Origin of the sequence: Streptomyces sp. ISL-100 (assembly GCF_018614615.1) — a bacterium.
In the GTDB taxonomy this organism is placed as follows: Bacteria; Actinomycetota; Actinomycetes; order Streptomycetales; family Streptomycetaceae; genus Streptomyces.
The window spans coordinates 79,956-94,969 of sequence record NZ_JAGGOK010000037.1 but is presented as its reverse complement, the minus strand read 5'-3'; the positions used below and the strand labels follow the sequence as shown (position 1 = coordinate 94,969).

Annotated in this window: 13 protein-coding genes and 1 pseudogene; 4 read left to right on the top strand and 10 right to left on the bottom strand. The window is 69.8% G+C overall.

Going from position 1 to position 15,014, the window contains the following annotated elements:
- The first annotated feature begins 10 nt into the window (after positions 1 to 10).
- Both J7E89_RS17265 and J7E89_RS17260 read left to right on the top strand, forming a co-directional pair.
- Positions 11 to 976, top strand: a complete 966-nt coding sequence (locus J7E89_RS17265) for an ABC transporter ATP-binding protein (RefSeq protein WP_214974453.1) — start codon at positions 11 to 13, stop codon at positions 974 to 976.
- Positions 963 to 1,901, top strand: coding sequence for an ABC transporter permease (locus tag J7E89_RS17260; protein ID WP_214974451.1), 939 nt, complete (start codon positions 963 to 965; stop codon positions 1,899 to 1,901). Before J7E89_RS17265 ends, J7E89_RS17260 begins: the two co-directional genes overlap by 14 nt.
- Positions 1,902 to 1,952: 51 nt before the next feature.
- Here the strand turns inward: J7E89_RS17260 and J7E89_RS17255 are convergent, their stop codons facing one another.
- The 3 genes from J7E89_RS17255 to J7E89_RS17245 all read right to left on the bottom strand — a co-directional run bounded on the left by J7E89_RS17255 (position 1,953) and on the right by J7E89_RS17245 (position 4,210).
- Positions 1,953 to 3,293, bottom strand: a complete 1,341-nt coding sequence (locus J7E89_RS17255) for a M28 family peptidase (RefSeq protein ID WP_214974448.1) — start codon at positions 3,291 to 3,293, stop codon at positions 1,953 to 1,955.
- Between the two features lie 175 nt (positions 3,294 to 3,468).
- Positions 3,469 to 3,969: a hypothetical protein gene (locus J7E89_RS17250; RefSeq protein ID WP_214974446.1), complete on the bottom strand. Its 501-nt coding sequence runs from the start codon at positions 3,967 to 3,969 to the stop codon at positions 3,469 to 3,471.
- Between the two features lie 91 nt (positions 3,970 to 4,060).
- Complete coding sequence (locus J7E89_RS17245; protein WP_214974507.1) at positions 4,061 to 4,210, bottom strand: hypothetical protein; 150 nt, start codon at positions 4,208 to 4,210, stop codon at positions 4,061 to 4,063.
- Between the two features lie 49 nt (positions 4,211 to 4,259).
- Here J7E89_RS17245 and J7E89_RS42395 point away from each other — a divergent pair.
- A pseudogene (locus J7E89_RS42395) lies at positions 4,260 to 4,924 on the top strand (ABATE domain-containing protein).
- A 1-nt stretch (position 4,925) separates the two neighbouring features.
- Here the strand turns inward: J7E89_RS42395 and J7E89_RS17235 are convergent.
- Positions 4,926 to 5,402, bottom strand: coding sequence for a helix-turn-helix domain-containing protein (locus tag J7E89_RS17235; RefSeq protein WP_214974444.1), 477 nt, complete (start codon positions 5,400 to 5,402; stop codon positions 4,926 to 4,928).
- 90 nt (positions 5,403 to 5,492) lie between these two features.
- Here J7E89_RS17235 and J7E89_RS17230 point away from each other — a divergent pair, with 90 nt between their 5' ends.
- Positions 5,493 to 6,944 (top strand): MFS transporter, encoded by a 1,452-nt coding sequence (locus tag J7E89_RS17230; RefSeq protein ID WP_214974442.1) that lies wholly within the window; start codon positions 5,493 to 5,495, stop codon positions 6,942 to 6,944.
- A gap of 26 nt (positions 6,945 to 6,970) precedes the next feature.
- Here J7E89_RS17230 and rarD read toward each other — a convergent pair whose 3' ends face one another.
- The 6 genes from rarD to J7E89_RS17200 form a co-directional block, all read right to left on the bottom strand.
- Positions 6,971 to 7,972: an EamA family transporter RarD gene (gene rarD, locus J7E89_RS17225; RefSeq protein ID WP_214974439.1), complete on the bottom strand. Its 1,002-nt coding sequence runs from the start codon at positions 7,970 to 7,972 to the stop codon at positions 6,971 to 6,973.
- Positions 7,973 to 8,155: 183 nt separating this feature from the next.
- Positions 8,156 to 9,214 carry a 2-oxoacid:ferredoxin oxidoreductase subunit beta gene (locus J7E89_RS17220; protein WP_214974437.1) on the bottom strand — a complete coding sequence of 353 codons (1,059 nt, stop codon included), beginning with the start codon at positions 9,212 to 9,214 and terminating at the stop codon, positions 8,156 to 8,158.
- On the bottom strand, positions 9,207 to 11,189 hold the full coding sequence (locus J7E89_RS17215) for a 2-oxoacid:acceptor oxidoreductase subunit alpha (protein ID WP_214974435.1): 1,983 nt from the start codon (positions 11,187 to 11,189) through the stop codon (positions 9,207 to 9,209). The genes J7E89_RS17220 and J7E89_RS17215 overlap by 8 nt, the downstream gene beginning before the upstream one ends.
- Positions 11,190 to 11,413: 224 nt before the next feature.
- Positions 11,414 to 12,073 (bottom strand): response regulator transcription factor, encoded by a 660-nt coding sequence (locus J7E89_RS17210; protein ID WP_214974433.1) that lies wholly within the window; start codon positions 12,071 to 12,073, stop codon positions 11,414 to 11,416.
- 177 nt (positions 12,074 to 12,250) lie between these two features.
- The gene (locus J7E89_RS17205) at positions 12,251 to 13,603 is read right to left on the bottom strand and encodes a sensor histidine kinase (protein ID WP_214974431.1); all 1,353 of its coding nucleotides are present in this window, start codon (positions 13,601 to 13,603) and stop codon (positions 12,251 to 12,253) included.
- 130 nt (positions 13,604 to 13,733) lie between these two features.
- The gene (locus J7E89_RS17200) at positions 13,734 to 14,942 is read right to left on the bottom strand and encodes a sensor histidine kinase (protein WP_214974428.1); all 1,209 of its coding nucleotides are present in this window, start codon (positions 14,940 to 14,942) and stop codon (positions 13,734 to 13,736) included.
- Between the last annotated feature and the right edge of the window lie 72 nt (positions 14,943 to 15,014).

Genomic DNA, 15,014 nt, shown 5'->3' with positions numbered 1-15,014 from the left:
CGGAGCGGGGATGGAGGAGCTGTCTGCCGTGGGTAGTGAGGCCGTGATCGACACACGTGGGCTCACGAAGCGTTTCCGCGGCGGGCAGCTCGCCGTCGACGGGCTCGACCTCAGCGTGCCCGCCGGCAGCGTCTTCGGCTTCCTCGGGCCCAACGGCTCCGGGAAGACGACCACCATCCGGATGCTGATGGGGCTCATCGAGCCGACCTCCGGTACGGCGACGCTGCTCGGCCGGCCCGTGCCGCGCGCCGCCCGTACCGTGCTCCCGCAGGTCGGCGCGCTCATCGAGGGGCCCGCGCTGTACGGATTCCTGTCGGGCCGCGACAACCTGATCCGTTACGACGCGGCCGATCCGGCGGCCGACCCGCGCACCCGCCGGGCGCGTGTCGCGGCGGCGCTCGACCGCGTGGGCCTGACTGCGGCGGGAGGTAAGAAGGCCAAGGCGTACTCGCTGGGGATGAAGCAGCGGCTCGGGCTCGCGTCCGCGCTGCTTCAGCCGCGCAAGCTGCTCGTGCTCGACGAGCCGACGAACGGTCTCGACCCGCAAGGCATGCGCGAGATCCGCTCGCTGGTGCGGGAACTGGCGGCGGAAGGTACGACGGTCTTTCTCTCCTCGCACCTGCTCGACGAGATCGAGCAGGTGTGTACGCACGCGGCGGTGATGGCCCAGGGGCGGCTGATCGTCCAGGGTCCGGTCGCCGAACTGGCGGCCGGTGCGCGCGGGCGGCTCGCCGTCACCACACCGGACACGGCGGACGCGGCGCGGGTGCTCAAGGAAATGGGCGTAACCGACCTGGTGGTCACGGAGGGCGGCCGGGTGACCGGGGAGCTGCCGCCGGGGGATGTGGATCCGGCCGACATCAACACCGCGCTGGTGCGGGCCGATGTACGGGTGAGGTCTTTCGGCGTCGCACGGACCTCGCTGGAGGACGCGTTCGTGGCGCTGACGGGGGAGGGCTTCGATGTCGCAGGCTGAGTCGCACGTTGAGCCGCAGGCCGAAACGACGGTTCGGCCGACGGTCGGTCCACAGCGGGCCCGCAGTCCGCTGTGGACCCTCGGCCTCCTCCGTTCCGAGCTGACCACCACCTTCCGGCGATGGCGCACACTCGCGCTGCTGGCAGTGCTGGCCGCCGTACCCGTGCTGATCGGCATCGCGGTGAAGATCGAGACGAGCGACGGATCGTCGATCGGCGGCGGTGGCGGCGGTGGAGGAGAAGGGGGCGGCGCGGGCCCGGCCTTCCTGACCCAGATCACCAACAACGGTCTCTTCCTCGTCTTCGCGGCGCTCGCCGCGACCCTCCCGGTCTTCCTGCCGATGGCTGTCGGCGTCATCGCGGGCGACGCGGTGGCGGGCGAGGCGAACGCCGGCACGCTGCGCTATCTGCTGGTCGCGCCGGCCGGACGTACCCGGCTGCTGCTCGCCAAGTACGTGTCCACGATGGTCTTCTGCCTGGTCGCAACGCTGACGGTGGCCGCATCGGCGCTGGCCACCGGGGCTTTGCTCTTCCCGCTGGGGGAAGTCACGACGATTTCCGGTACGCAGATCAGCTTCGGAGAAGGCCTGGTACGGGCCGCAGTGGTGGCGGCGGTCGTGGCGGCCTCGCTGGTCGGACTCGCGGCGATCGGCGTGTTCGTCTCGACCCTCACCAACAGCGGCGTAGCGGCGATGGCGGCGACGGTCGGGCTGCTGATCACCGTGCAGATCCTGGACACGATCCCGCAGCTGGACGCGATCCATCCGTATCTCTTCCCGCACCGCTGGCTGTCCTTCACGGACCTGCTGCGCGAGCCGGTCTACTGGGACGAGGTGCTGGACAACCTCGGGCTCCAGGCGCTGTACGCGGCGGTGTTCGGCTCGGCGGCCTGGGCGCGCTTCACGACGAAGGACATCTCGGCCTGAGGGGCGTGAGACGGCCCGGCCCCCGCCGGGGCCGGGCCGTCCAGACGGGAATCAGAAGGTGAGCTTCCAGCTGTCGATGTAGCCGGTGTCCTGCGCGGCGATGTCCTGGACCCTGAGTTTCCAGATGCCGTTGGCCGCCTCGCTCGACGCGTCCACCGTGTACGTGGCGATCACGTTGTCGGCCGAGTCGCTGCTGCTGGAGCTCTTCAGCCGGTACGCCGTCCCGTCGGGCGCGAGCAGGTCCACCACCAGGTCACCGCGCCAGGTGTGCTTGATGTCCACGCCCACCTTGAGCGTGGCCGGGGCGTTGCCCGTACGGCCGGAGACGGTGACGGAAGAGGTGACAGCGGCGCCGTTGTCCGGGACGGCGACGTCGGTGGTGTTCTCGTGGACGTCGCCGGGCGGGACGGTCGGCTCGTTGCCCAGCGTCCAGATGGCGTGGGCGATCGCGTCGCTGTTGCGGTCCAGGGCGGTGTCGTTGATGTTCGCCGTGGTGTCGCAGGAGGAGTGGTAGCAGCGGTCGAAGGCCGTGCCGGCGGTGCCGCCCCACTTCTGGACCTGGGCGCTCGTCTTCGTGCGGCTGGCGCCGGTGAAGAGGCCGCCGACCGGTATGCCCACGTTCTTGAAGTTGGCGTGGTCGGAGCGGCCGTCGCCCTCGGTCTCGATCTCGGTCGGGACGCCGATGCCCGCGTAGTAGTCCTTGAACGTCTTCTCGATGGCGGGGTCGTCGTCGTAGACGAAGTAGCCGGGGTTCGGCGAGCCGATCATGTCGAAGTTGAGGTAGCCGGTGAACTTCGAACGCTCCGTGGTGGGCAGGCTGTTGACGTACGCCTTTGAGCCGACGAGGCCGAGCTCCTCCGCGCCCCACCAGCCGAACCGCAGGTGCTTTGTGGGCTTGAGCTGGGCGCGGGAGACGGCGAGTGCGGTTTCCAGGACGGCGGCGGAGCCGGACCCGTTGTCGTTGATGCCGGGGCCCGAACTGACCGAGTCGAGGTGCGCGCCGGCCATCAGGATCTGGTTCGGGTCGCCGCCCGGCCAGTCGGCGATCAGGTTGTATCCGGTCGCGCCGCTGGAGGTGAACGTCGTGACGGAGGTGGTGAATCCGGCGGCGTCCAGCTTCGCTTTCAGGTAGTCGATGGAGGCCTTGTAGCCGGGGCGGCCGTGTGCGCGGTTGCCGCCGTTGGCGGTGGCTATCGACTGGAGCTGGGTGAGGTGCGCCTTGACGTTGGCGACGGGTATGTCGGGGGCGGCGAGCGCCGCGGCCGGGGCGGCGGCGGAGGAAGGCGCGGTGGCGGTGGCCAGGCCGGTGAGGGCGAGGGCGACGGCGACGGCTGTGGCGGTGCGTCTGGGGTGGGAGAGACTCGAGAGCTTGGAGTGCTGGGAGTGGTTCATGTGGGGGCTCCGGATTCCGTACGGGGACTGACGGAACGTGCGAGACGCCCCTCGACGCGGGTGGCGGCGCGGGGCGTTGGAGCTGTTGGTGCAAGGGCTGTGCGTGAGCTACGCGTGAGCTGTGCGTGCTGAATGTTCAGGGAGAGCTTGACTCTCCGTCAAGAGCGGAAACCGGTCAGCGGTGTTCGGATGCCGGACGGCGCGCGAGGTAGGCAAGACCGCCGCGCGTGGCCGTGTCCCGGTCGGCATCGAAGGAGATCGAGCCGGCACGGGTGGTGAAGGTGAAGGTCTTCGCGCGTGGCTTGGCGGCGCAGGCGAGGTGCCGACGGGCCTTGGCGCTGCCCGAGGTGACGGTGAGGGTCACCGATCCCTCGCCCGCGCAGGCCGCCTCGACGAGCAGGCGAGTGCTGGGCGTGATCTCGCTCTGGTTGTTGGAGCCGTCGATGCCACCGGCCGCCGAAAGTACGAACGTACCTTCTTCGTCGAGCGTGTCCTGGTCGGTCAGGGCGGCAGTCGCGGCCGCAGCGAGCCGCTGCTCGGCGGGCAGGCCGGGCCGGGGGCTCGCCGTCGACTGCTGCTGCCCGGGAAGAGGCGGCGGCGTGGTGCAGGCCGCCGCGCCGGCGAGAAAGGCGAACGCGGCGAGTGCCGCGCCGGCCGGGCGTATGACGTCCTTCATCAGGTCCCCCGTCGGTCGGTCGGTCGTACTGGTCAATCGACCATGCCGCCCGGCGGGGAAGGCCAACCCCGACTTGAGCCAAGCCAGAGCTTCAGTGGGCGCAGAACTCGTTGCTCTCGGGGTCGGTTTGCTTGACCGTCTTCATCTCCGGTACGCGCTGGAAGAGGATCCGGCGGCCGAGTGTCGTACGGGTCGTCCGGATGCCGGACGGCGACCGGATCCCGCCGTGCGCGGCGTCCACGACGAGCTTCTGGTGCAGTATCGTGCTAACCAGTTAGAGTGGTTACGTGATGGAGCCCGCAACGGACACGCCCGGACTGATCCTGCGCACGCCGGAGGGCCGCCCGTTCCTCTTCGATCCGGGCGCCCTCTGCCTTGAGTTGCTGCCGACCGGAGGCCCCGGGCTGCTCGCCCGCTACGAGGTGCTGCACGAGCCGGCCGATCTGGTGCGCTGGGCAGGGCGGAGCCGGCTCCCGGCCCGCCTCGGCCTGGCCGTGAGCGCGAGTGAGCTCGCGGACGCGCGCGCCCTGCGCGACGCGCTCTACCGGCTGGCCGCAGACCGCGCCCACGGCCGGGCGCTGGCCGCCGCCGACCTTGATGTGGTCAACGAGCGCGCGGCGGGGGAGGCGTTGGTCGCCCGTATCGACATCGGTACGGGCGTGGGCGCCGTACGCGCGTGGGCGCCGTACGCGCGTGGGCGCCGGGCGCCACTGGGACTCAGCTGCTGTCGACGGTGGCCCGCGACGCGATCGACCTGTTCACCGGGCCGTACGCCCACCGCATCCGCGAATGCGGCTCGCACGACTGCTACTTGCTGTTCGTCGACACCTCGCGCCCCGGCCGCCGCCGCTGGTGCGCGATGGAGCGCTGCGGAAACCGCAGCAAGGCGCGCGCCCACCGGGCCCGCCAGAGCGCCGGCGCCGGCGGCAGCGACAGAGCCGCGCTCGCTGAGTGAATCAGTTCGCGGCCGTGACGGCGGCGGGCGTCGCTTCCTCCTCGGCCGCCGTACGGGCGTCGTAGTCCGCGCGGGCCGCCGCGATCTCGTTCTGGTGCTGCTCGGTCCACGTGACGAGTGAGCGGATCGTGGTGTGCAACGTCGCGCCGAGCGGGGTGAGTTCGTACTCCACACGCGGCGGAACCACCGGATGGACCGTGCGCTTGACGAGCCCGTCGCGCTCCAGCTGACGCAGCGTCACCGTCAGCATGCGCTGACTGATGCCGTCGATCTTGCGCCGCAGCTCGGTGAAGCGCAGCACGTGGCTGTCGAGCAGCGCGATGACCAGCAGCGACCACTTGTCGGCCACGCGGTCGAGGATCTGGCGGACCTCGCAGTCCTCACGGGTGTCCCACTGGAAAGGGTCGGTGTCGCCGTAGGCCCCCTGGGAGTCGGTGACTTCGCAGTTACTCGGTGACTTCAAAGTGCCTTCTTCCATAGGCCGTGATGCTGCCTCAGGATGCCAATGGTTACAAGAGAGAACCGACCGGCATTCCGATAACTGACTTGATGTGAGAGGTCACCACCCATGACTCGACGCGCCTGGGCACTGCTACTCGTACTCTGCGGCACGATCTTTCTCGAAGGCATCGACGTCGCCATGCTCTCGGTGGCCGTGCCGTCCATCAGATCCGACCTGGAGCTGCCGACCGGCACCGCGGTGTGGGTGATGAGCGCGTACGTCCTCGGGTACGCCGGATTCACCCTGCTCGGCGGGCGTGCGGCGGACCTGTTCGGCAGGCGGCGGATGTTCCTCACCTGGCTCACGGTCTTCCTCGGCTTCTCCGTGCTGGGCGGGTTCGCGACCGAGGGCTGGATGCTGATCGTCGCCCGCTTCGTGACGGGCGTAGCAGCGGCCTTCATGACTCCGGCCGCGATGTCGATCATCACCACGTCGTACGAGGAGGGTCCGCAGCGCAACAAGGCCCTGCTCGTCTTCGCCGGCACGGCCGCCGGCGGCTTCACGCTCGGCCTGGTCATCGGCGGGCTGCTGACCCAGCTGGGCTGGCGGTGGGTGTTCTTCGCCCCGGTGCTGCTGGGCGGGCTCATCCTGATCGCGGCGCTGCGGCTGCTCCCGGCGGAGGCGCGGCCGGCCCGCCGCAGCGGCTCCTTCGACCTGGCGGGTGCGGCGACCGCCGCCGGGGCGATGCTGCTGCTGGCGTACTCGATCGTACGGCTGGAGCACGGCTTCGACGGCTGGCGGTTCACGGCCGGCGCGGTGGCCGCGGGACTGCTGCTCGCGGCGGCGTTCGTCGCGATCGAGCGCCGCTCGGCCGCGCCGCTCGTACGGCTCGGCATTCTGCGCAAGGCGTCGATGATCCGCGCCGACCTGGGGGCGCTGCTCTTCGTCGGCTCCTTCTTCGGCTTCCAGTTCATGGTCACGCTCTACCTCCAGGAACTGCGCGGCTGGTCCTCGCTGGAGACCGCGCTGGCGCTGGTGGTCATGGGCACGGACGCGGTGCTGGCGCCGACGCTGACGCCGCGCCTGGTGAACCGGTTCGGCAACGCGCGGGTGATCTTCGGCGGCTTCATGCTGGCGATCGTGTCGTACGTGCTGTTCCTGCCGGTGGGGCTCCACTGGTCGTACGCCGCGATGCTGCCGACGCTGTTCCTGACGGGCACGGCGTTCGCCCTGGCGTACGGGCCGCTCACGATCGCCGCGACGGACGGCATCGAGGAGAAGGAGCAGGGCCTGGCGGGCGGACTGCTCCAGACCGCGACGCAGTTCGGCTCGGCGGTGGGGATCTCGGCGGTGACGGCGGTGTACGGCCTGGTGGCGGCGGGCGGTGACGGCTCGCCGGAGTCGACGCTCAGCGCGTTCCGGGCGGCGCTTGCGGTTCCGGTGGCGATGGTGGTGGTGGGCGCGGCGATCACGGCGTTCGGTTTGCGGGGGCGGCGCGGTGGGCGACTGGTGGAGGCGTCCCCGTCCACTGCCGCCGCTCAGGCCCAGGCCCAGCCCGGGTCCGTCCCGGCGGCGTAGGCCGGGGCCCTGCCGGGGCTGTTCGCTCAGGGGGCCGACTTGGCCGCCGGCGCGGGCTCATCCGCAGCGCCAGGCAAGCCACCCGCACTGGCGGTTGCGCCGGCAGCCAGCGCAACCGCCGCCAACCGCGTAGCCTCCGACCGCCCCCGGCGAGCCGTCCGCAGCGCATCCCACGTGAGCAGCGCCAGCGCCGCCCAGACGAGCGAGAAGCCCGCCCACCGCTCCGGCGGCATCGCCTCGTGGAAGTACAGAACACCCAGCCCGAACTGGAAGAGCGGCGCGAGGTACTGCAACAGCCCCAGCGTCGACAGCGGCACCCGTATCGCCGCCGCGCCGAAGCACACCAGCGGCGCGGCGGTCACGATGCCGGTGGCGGCGAGCAGCGCCGCATGGCCCGCCCCCTGTGCACCGAAGGTGGCATCCCCGTGCGACCCGATCCACAGCAGATAACCCAGCGCGGGCAAGAACTGGACGGCGGTCTCGGCGGCCAGCGATTCCACGCCGCCGAGGTTGAGCTTCTTCTTGATCAGGCCGTACGTCGCGAACGAGAACGCCAGGATCAGGGAGATCCACGGCGGCTTCCCGTACCCGACGGCCAGCACGAGCACCGCAGCGAAGCCGATCCCGACCGCCGCCCACTGCGCCGGCCGCAAACGCTCCTTCAGCAGCAGGACACCCATGGCGATGGTGACCAGCGGATTGATGAAGTAGCCGAGGGACGCTTCGACGACCTGGCCGTTGTTGACGGCCCAGATGTACAGGCCCCAGTTGACGGTTATGACGGTCGCGGCGACCGCGATGAGCCCCAGCCTGCGAGGCTGACGGACCAGCTCCCCGATCCATGACCACCGGCGTACCGCCAGCAGCGCGATTCCGACGACGGCGAGGGACCAGACCATGCGGTGGGCCAGGATCTCCATCGCGCCGGCCGGCTTGAGCAGCGGCCAGAACAGGGGCACGAGCCCCCACATCCCGTAGGCGCCGATGCCGTACAGCAACCCCGACCGCTGTTCGTTGACCGACTTCACTGGCTCTCCCCACCCGCACACATCATCGTGCTGACGGTAGCGCCGACCCAGCCCATGTGTCATGTCCGTATTCCAATACGGTCATTACATCTCGCGCAGAGAGACGCAAAACGCAGAGAGACGAAAGGAGGGGCGCCCGGTCCCTCAGGACCGGGCGCCCCTCCTGGCGACAACAGGGCCGCGTCAGCCGACGACAGTCCACGTGTCGTTGCCCGCGAGCAGCGCACTCAGATCGCCCTTGCCGTTCTGCTCTATGGCGGTATCGAGCTGGTCGGCCATCAGGGTGTCGTAGACCGGGCGGTCGACGCTGCGCAGCACCCCGATGGGGGTGTGGTGCAGCGTGTCCGGGTCGGCGAGGCGCGAGAGCGCGAACGCCGTCGTGGGCGAGGCGGCGTGCGCGTCGTGGACCAGGACCTGCGACTCGTTGTCGGCGGTCACCGCGACGACCTTCAGATCGCCGGTGGCCGCATCCCGTACGACACCCTTCGACCCCTCGGCGCCGAAGCGGATCGGCTGCCCGTGCTCGAGGCGGATCACGGCCTCCTCGGCCTGCTGCTTGTCCTTGAGCACATCGAAGGCGCCGTCGTTGAAGATGTTGCAGTTCTGGTAGATCTCCACCAGCGCGGTGCCGGGGTGGTCGGCGGCCTGCCGCAGCACCTCGGTGAGGTGCTTGCGGTCGGAGTCGACCGTACGGGCGACGAAGCTGGCCTCGGCGCCGATCGCCAGCGACACCGGATTGAAGGGCGCGTCGAGCGAGCCCATCGGCGTCGACTTGGTGATCTTGCCGAGCTCGGAGGTCGGGCTGTACTGGCCCTTGGTCAGCCCGTAGATCCGGTTGTTGAAGAGCAAAATCTTCAGGTTGACGTTGCGCCGCAGCGCGTGAATCAGATGGTTGCCGCCGATCGACAGCGCATCACCGTCACCCGTCACCACCCACACGCTCAGGTCACGCCGCGACGAAGCGAGGCCGGTCGCGATCGCGGGCGCGCGGCCGTGGATCGAGTGCATCCCGTACGTGTTCATGTAGTACGGGAAGCGCGACGAGCAGCCGATCCCGGAGACGAAGACGATGTTCTCCTTCGCCAGCCCGAGCTCGGGCATGAACCCCTGCACGGCGGCAAGGACCGCGTAGTCACCGCAACCGGGGCACCAGCGCACTTCCTGGTCGGACTTGAAGTCCTTCATGGACTGCTTGGCCTCGGCCTTGGGGACCAGCGAAAGCGTCTCGTTCGCCTTAGGCATCGTTGGCCTCCTTGAGAGCCGTGGCGAGCTGCTCGGCCTTGAACGGCATTCCGTTGACCTGGTTGTACGAGTGAGCGTCGACCAGGTATCTGGCTCTGAGCAGGGTGGCCAGCTGTCCGAGGTTCATCTCGGGCACGACCACCTTCTCGTAACGCCCCAGAACCTCACCGAGATTCCGGGGGAACGGGTTGAGGTGGCGCAGGTGAGCCTGCGCGATGGGCGTTCCCGCCGCCCGCAGCCGTCGTACGGCGGCCGTGATCGGCCCGTACGTCGAGCCCCAGCCCAGCACCAGCGTCTTCGCGCCGTCCGGGTCGTCGACCTCGATATCCGGGACCTCGATGCCGTCGATCTTGGCCTGGCGGGTGCGGACCATGAAGTCGTGGTTGGCCGGGTCGTAGGAGATGTTGCCCGTGCCGTCCTGCTTCTCGATGCCGCCGATACGGTGCTCCAGGCCCGGGGTGCCGGGCACCGCCCACGGACGCGCCAGCGTCTGCGGGTCGCGCTTGTACGGCCAGAAGACCTCGGTGCCGTCGGCGAGCTCGTGGTTCGGGCCGGTCGCGAACTGCACGCGCAGGTCCGGCAACTCGTCGATTTCCGGGATCCGCCACGGCTCGCTGCCGTTGGCCAGGTAGCCGTCGGACAGCAGGAACACCGGCGTCCGGTACGTCAGAGCGATCCGGGCCGCGTCCATGGCCGCGTGGAAGCAGTCGGCGGGGGTCCTCGGCGCCACGATCGGCACCGGGGCCTCACCATTGCGGCCGTACATCGCCTGGAGCAGGTCGGCCTGCTCGGTCTTGGTCGGCAGTCCGGTCGACGGGCCGCCGCGCTGGATGGCGACCACCAGCAGCGGCAGCTCCAGCGACACCGCGAGGCCGATGGTCTCCGACTTCAGCGCCACACCGGGACCCGAGGTGGTGGTCACGGCCAGCTGCCCGCCGAAGGCGGCACCCAGCGCCGCGCCGATGGCCGCGATCTCGTCCTCGGCCTGGAAGGTCCGCACGCCGAAGTTCTTGTGCTTGCTGAGCTCGTGCAGGATGTCGGAGGCCGGAGTGATCGGGTACGAGCCCAGATACAGCGGCAGGTCCGCCTGCTGGCTCGCGGCGATCAGGCCGTACGACAGCGCCAGATTCCCGGAGATGTTGCGGTACGTCCCCGGCGGGAACGCCTTGGTCGCTGGGGCGACCTCGTAGGAGACCGCGAAGTCCTCGGTGGTCTCGCCGAAGTTCCAGCCGGCCCGGAACGCCGCCACGTTGGCCTCGGCGATCTGCGGCTTCTTGGCGAACTTGGTCCGCAGGAACTTCTCGGTTCCCTCGGTCGGCCGGTGGTACATCCACGACAGCAGGCCCAGAGCGAACATGTTCTTGCTCCGCTCGGCCTCCTTCCGGGACAGGCCGAAGTCCTTGAGCGCCTCGATCGTCATCGTCGTCAGCGGGACCGGATGGACGTTGTACGCCGCCAGGGAGCCGTCCTCCAGCGGAGACGTCTCGTACCCGACCTTGGCCATCGGGCGCTTGGTGAACTCATCGGTGTTGACGATGATTTCGGCGCCGCGCGGGACGTCCGCGATGTTCGCCTTCAGCGCGGCCGGGTTCATGGCCACCAGGACATTGGGCGCGTCGCCGGGCGTCAGGACGTCGTGGTCGGCGAAATGCAGCTGGAAGCTGGATACGCCCGGAAGGGTGCCGGCGGGTGCCCGGATCTCGGCAGGGAAGTTAGGCAGCGTCGACAGATCGTTTCCGAAGGTCGCCGTCTCCGAAGTGAAGCGGTCGCCCGTGAGCTGCATTCCGTCACCGGAGTCACCCGCGAAACGAATGATCACCCGGTCCAGACGGCGGACCTCTTTTTCGGACCGTTCCTTTTCGGACCCTCTCCGGGCCCGCGTGCTGCGCTGTTCCCCGACGACGGTGTCATTCACTCCGTCGGCACCATCGGATCCGTTGGCCTTCTCGGCCGGGCTACTGACCTGGCTGGTCACTGAACTGGACCTCCCTCGAGGCGGCTGCTCGGGGCCGGCCGGCCAGCCGGTGGCCCCAGGGCCCACCCTACGTCGGTAAGGGTGTCCTTCCCTGGGGTTATCACATACTGGACCCCGTTTTGAGACGCACTATTGCCCTGTTTCGCCATGATTCATTCGCCCCCCGGCGCTCTACTCGATGACGCTCCGTGCTCACCCTTTGGTTCTGGGACCGGCTGGGTCTTCTAGGTCTTCAGGTACGTCAACACCGCCAGCACCCTCCGGTGATCCCCATCGCTGGGCGAGAGTCCGAGCTTAAGGAAGATGTTGCTGACGTGCTTCTCGACCGCGCCGTCGCTCACCACCAACTGCTTGGCGACCGCCGAATTCGTCCGGCCCTCGGCCATGAGGCCCAAGACCTCCCGCTCGCGCGGGGTCAGCCCGGCCAGGACGTCCTGCTTCCGGCTGCGGCCCAGCAGCTGCGCCACGACCTCGGGGTCCAGTGCGGTCCCGCCCTGGGCCACGCGGACGACGGCGTCCACGAACTCACGCACTTCGGCCACCCGGTCCTTGAGCAGATAGCCGATGCCCCGGCTCGACCCGGCCAGCAATTCCGTCGCGTACTGCTCCTCGACGTACTGCGACAGCACCAGGACACCGATCCCGGGGTAGTCCTTGCGCAGCCGCACCGCCGCCCGCACGCCCTCGTCGGTGTGCGTGGGCGGCATCCGTACGTCCGCGACCACCACATCCGGCAGCTCGCCCTGCGACGCCAGATCCCCCACTGTCTTGATCAGCGCTTCCGCGTCCCCGACACCCGCGACGACATCGTGTCCGAGATCGGTCAGAAGCCGGGTCAGGCCCTCCCGAAGCAGCACTGAATCCTCGGCGATGACGACCCGCACCCTGTCCTCCACAGCCCTGAAGCCCCCCAGCAATTGAATCCCTCCCCGCTCCATCGAACGGAGAGCCCCAGCATCCCAGTATCGGGACCAACAGGCGCCAGGGTCGGGGGAATGGAGGGGAATGGAGAGGAAGAGGGCTGGGAGCGGGGAGCGGGGAACGGGCCGTGGTGGGGCGGGTCAGCCGCGCCAGGGCAGCTCCGCCGTAACCGTGGTCGGCCCGCCCGCCGGCGAGTCGGCGACCAGGATTCCGTCGACCGCGTCCAGCCGCTCCGCGAGCCCGGCCAGCCCCGAGCCGGCCGCCGTGTCCGCCCCGCCCTGCCCGTCGTCGCTCACCTGGAGCATCAGCCGGTCGGCCGTCTGCCACACCTCGACCGTCGCCCGTGACGCCCGCGCGTGCTTGCTGACGTTCTGGAGGAGTTCGGAGGCGGTGAAGTACGCGATGCCCTCGATGGCCGGGGCCGGCCGCGCCGGAAGGTCCACTTCCACCCGCACCGGCACCGTGCACCGGGAGGCCACCGCGGAGAGCGCCGCGTCCAGGCCGCGGTCGGTCAGGACGGCCGGGTGGATGCCCCGGGCCAGGTCCCGCAGCTCCTGAAGCGCGATCTTCACCTCGCCGTGTGCCTCCCCCACCATGCGCGCCGCCGCCTCCGGGTCGTGCGTCAGCTTCTCCTTGGCCAGTCCCAGATCCATCGCGAGGGCGACGAGCCTGGCCTGCGCCCCGTCGTGCAGATCACGCTCGATGCGCCGCAGGTCGGCCGCCGCGGTGTCGACGACGACGCCCCGGTCCGACTCCAGCTCGGATACCCGGGTGGCGAGCCGGGACGGGCCGAGCAGCCCGGCCACCATCACCCGGTCCACGGTCGTCAGGCCGCGTATGAGCCAAGGGGTGGCGAGGGTGATGAGCAGGCCGAACGCGCTGGTCGCGGCCAGTTCGACGGGACTGTCGAGGTAGATGTTGTGCGTGTTGTCGCCGTACAGCTGGAGGCCGTCCACACCGGCGTACACCGGGAACACCCACTTCCACAGCGGGTACGTGAGCATGGCCCAGCCGTACGACCACAGGACCAGCGACACCGAGAAGGCGAACACCGCCCACGGCATGTGCAGTACGGCGTACAGCAGATGGCGCCAGGACGTCCCGCTCTTGAGCATCGCGCCCATCCAGGCCATCGGCCCGCCCCCGCCACCCGTCTTGGCCCGCACAGGAGCCGGGTCCGCGACGTCCAGCTTGAGCAGGCCTCTGGCGCGGGCTCGCTCCATCGCTCCGAGACCCCGGCAGCCGGCCAGGCACGCCGCCAGCACCGGTACGCCCAGGAAGGTGATCAGCAGGCCCAGGCCCAGCGACGTCATGGTGACGGCGAATACGAAGAGCAGCACGCTGACCGGCAGGCTGAGCAACAGGTAGCCGAACTCGCGCCAGGTCCGGGCCTCGATCGGCGCGCGCAGCGCCGGGGGAAGGAAGTGCCTCTTCGGGGGGCGGCCCGCGGGCTTCCACTGGTCCCGCGTCTGCGGTGCGTACTCCGTGGCCATCGCTGCCGTCCGTTTCTGCTCTGGTGGTTGAGATGAGTGCCGCTGTGTGCTGCTTTGTGTGACTCAAGAATGCTGGGACGGGGACACCGGGACCATGAGGCCGGTCACCGTTTTTGACCGGGGGTTTTCCCTACTCCCGCACCCGGTCCCGCCACGGCAGCTCGGCCGTCACCGTTGTCGGCCCGCCCGCGGGGGAGTCGAGGAGGAAGAGCCCGTCCACCGCGCCGAGCCGGTCGGCCAGACCGGCCATGCCCGTGCCGCCGTCCAGCCGCGCACCGCCGCGCCCGTCGTCCCGCACCTGGATCAGCAGCCGCTCCTCGCTCCGCCACACATCCACGGAAACGGACCGCGCCCCGCTGTGTTTGCTGACGTTCTGGAGGAGCTCGGAGACGGTGAAGTACGCGATGCCCTCGATCGCCTCCGCCGGACGCGCCGTCAGATCGACGGTGACCCGCACCGGAGCCGTGCAGCGCGACGCGATCGACGACAGCGCCGCGTCCAGACCGCGGTCGGTCAGCACGGCGGGGTGGATACCGCGCGCCAGATCGCGCAGCTCCTGCAACGCCAGCTTCACCTCGCCGTGCGCCTCGTCGACCATCGCCGCCGCGGCGACGGGGTCCTTGAAGTCGCCGGTCAGCTTCTCCTTCGCCATGCCGAGCCCCATGGCGAGCGCCACGAGCCTGGCCTGCGCCCCGTCGTGCAGATCGCGTTCGATACGCCGCAGGTCGGCGGCCGCGGTGTCGACGACGACGCCCCGGTCCGACTCCAGTTCGGCGATCCGCCGCTCCAGTTCGTCGGAGGGGCAGAGCAGGCCACGGACCATCGCCCGGTCGGCATTGGCCATCGCGCGCGCCAGAAACGGCAGCACCGGCCACAGCACGAAGAGCCCGGTCAGCGTGACCGCGAAGGTCAGTACGCCCCAGGGCAGCCGGATGAACGCGTACAGCGCGGTCCGCCACCCCACCGGATCCTTCAGCCCCGCCCACAGCCGCGCCAGGAAGCCGCCCGGCCGCCGGCCCGCGGCCGCCGAGCTCGGCTCATCGACGTACACGCCGAGCAGGTTCCGCGCCCGCGCCCGTTCGACCGTGCCGAACCGGCGTGCCGCCAGCAGCCCCGCCGCCAGCAGCGGCAGGCCGATCACCGTGACCGAAAGTCCGCACCCGAGGAGGAGAACCACCACGGTGAACACAAAGCCGAAGAGAGCCATCGGCAGATTCAGGAGGAGGTGCGCGATCTCCTTCCAGGTGTCGGAGCTGTACGGGAAGCCCACGGGCTGGGGTCGGCCGGACCGGTTTGACCGGTCGTAATCTGGGAGGTGGTCGCTGGCGCCGGCAGTCATGGTGCTCAGCCTGCCGGGCCCCGACCACGGATGCCATGGGGTAACTGGGTGTGCGGAAGTAGGGATAACCCC